Consider the following 2,080-nt stretch of genomic DNA (forward strand, 5'->3'; position numbering starts at 1 on the left):
GGGTATCTCGCTCGGCCATGAAAACCGGTCATCCCAATCTGTTCACTCCACCCTCGGTGGTCCATTTAATAAGCTGCGTACTACGGGTTCTCAGCTAATCCCGCTCTCTGTGAGTGCATTTCCTATTTTTATCTCCACCTCATCGGTTTCTAACAGGCGAGTATAAAATTATAATTTGATTATACGGTTTCTATAGAATGAAAGTCAAGGAATTTTAATTTCTGATTGTTGTTCTATTATGGAAATATTATTAGCATACAGTCCTATATATTGCTAATAATTCATCAAAACAAGGATGATTTCTTCGTCTTATCTTCGTCTTGCTCAATAAGCTCTTTGACGATGGAGTAGTCATTACTATCTAATTCTTCTAAGCGATCTAAAATAATAAAATCCTCCCCATAAATGTTAGATAATTCGCCTAATGAGTTAGCATATTTATTAGTTCTTCCATATTTGCGCACAGACTCATAATATTCATCATTTGGAATCTTTATAATTTTAGGATTTATGATATTCATCGTAATAATAGTTATCCCTGATTCTCCATAAGTGTACAATTTATTATCTACCTTTCTATAGCTATAAATAAGTCGCTCAAATCCATTGTCACGCCATGTATCTTCAAATGAATGGTTAGCATGCAATTTATATCTTCCAAAAGCATAGTATTTATTATAATCATAGTTAATGAAGATTAATAAAGACTGTGAGACTATTATACCTAACAGAAAAAGTATAGCAATATATTTATACATTATATTTACTCCAATAAAAAACCTAACTTACAGAAAAATCATATGTAGTTTTGTATGCAAACGTCCGTCTATAACCTGATTGTTGTAAAATATAGGCCGCTTCATAAATTCTTGGGTATTTAATCCATTCAGCTAAAATTTTACCATGATCCCAATTATCAATTATAGTAATAACTGCTCCATTATATGCATTACCATTTTTAAATGTTGTTATTGTTGAAGCACTGCCTAATGCTAAGGCTGCATCAACTCCATATCCATAAAAACTATGATAATTAGTATATGTTGGCATATTCTCTGTAGTGTTTCGAGACTCATATACCGCATCTGATATTATATCTAAATTCATAAAACTATATTGTTGTGATCTAAAAATCTGATTTATTACCGAGTCGGAACCAAATGTATAAATTGGATAACCGTGCTCAGTATAATCTACAGCAACAATACCATGTGCATTAGGATCTTCATCTAAGAAAAACCCAAGTAGGTCTCTGGCTACTGGCGTAATCCCAAATTTCTCAGCATTATTATATGCATATACTAAATCATTATAAGCTTTTTGTATATCTTCTTCACTATAAGGATTCCCTTGAGCAATCTGATCTAAATATTGTCTATCAAATAATTTTTTAAAACCATTATATTCATTTAATCTAACATCTTTTGCATGTTCTGTTAATTCTAAATTCCACTTCGTCCCATACTGCGCTTCAGCCGCGCCTGTAATAACAGGTTTTCCTAATCCGGCATTTACTACAGCCCCGACTCCGGCACTCAGCCATTGAGCCACAGCAGGATTTGTCTTAGCCACTTTTTGAATTTCACCAATTAACGCCTCATTGGTAACTCCCGCATAGAAACCGCTCCCCGGCTTATTACCGGCAACACGAGCGGAACCCTCCGCCACTACACCATGAGCAATCGCTTTAGCCACTTTCTCTTCTTTAGTTTTCGGTTCCCAATAATGCAATTGTTCAAATGCATCTTTAGCAAAGAGCCGAGCTAATTCCTGTCGTTCCTCTACTTTCTTCTTATCAAAGATCTTGTCCAATTTATTAAGACTATTAGCGGTATCTCTAGAGATTGAACGTATATCTACAGATTCATCATGTACAGTTATTGTACCATCAGCAATAGCAGATTTGGTAGTGCTATGTGCGGAATTCTTAGATTCAGGTAATAATTTCGGTAAAAGTCCTAGCGAATTATATACCGCATCTTGTCCCGCTTGACTTAGCGACTTAAAGTTTCCTATATGGTTATAACTGATGCCTGTATTCTTCGAAGAATACTCAGCCGTATTTTCAATATCTTTCATC

At 34.8% G+C, this 2,080-nt stretch carries 1 protein-coding gene and 1 pseudogene; both read right to left on the bottom strand.

The genetic code is table 11. From position 1 onward, the window contains the following. Nucleotides 1–284: 284 nt before the first annotated feature. Nucleotides 285–758 carry a hypothetical protein gene (locus tag HMPREF1521_RS00025; RefSeq protein ID WP_038114307.1) on the bottom strand — a complete coding sequence of 158 codons (474 nt, stop codon included), beginning with the start codon at nt 756–758 and terminating at the stop codon, nt 285–287. Nucleotides 759–780: 22 nt separating this feature from the next. Further along, nucleotides 781–2,080: pseudogene (locus HMPREF1521_RS09075) on the bottom strand (hypothetical protein); the annotation flags it as partial.

The sequence above is a fragment of the Veillonella sp. AS16 genome (genome assembly GCF_000517785.1).
GTDB classification, from domain to species: Bacteria; Bacillota; Negativicutes; order Veillonellales; family Veillonellaceae; genus Veillonella; species Veillonella denticariosi.

Coding starts and splice junctions, on each gene's coding strand:
- HMPREF1521_RS00025 (WP_038114307.1), bottom strand. CDS start 758: ATGTATAAATATATTGCTATACTTTTTCTGTTAGGTATAATAGTCTCA.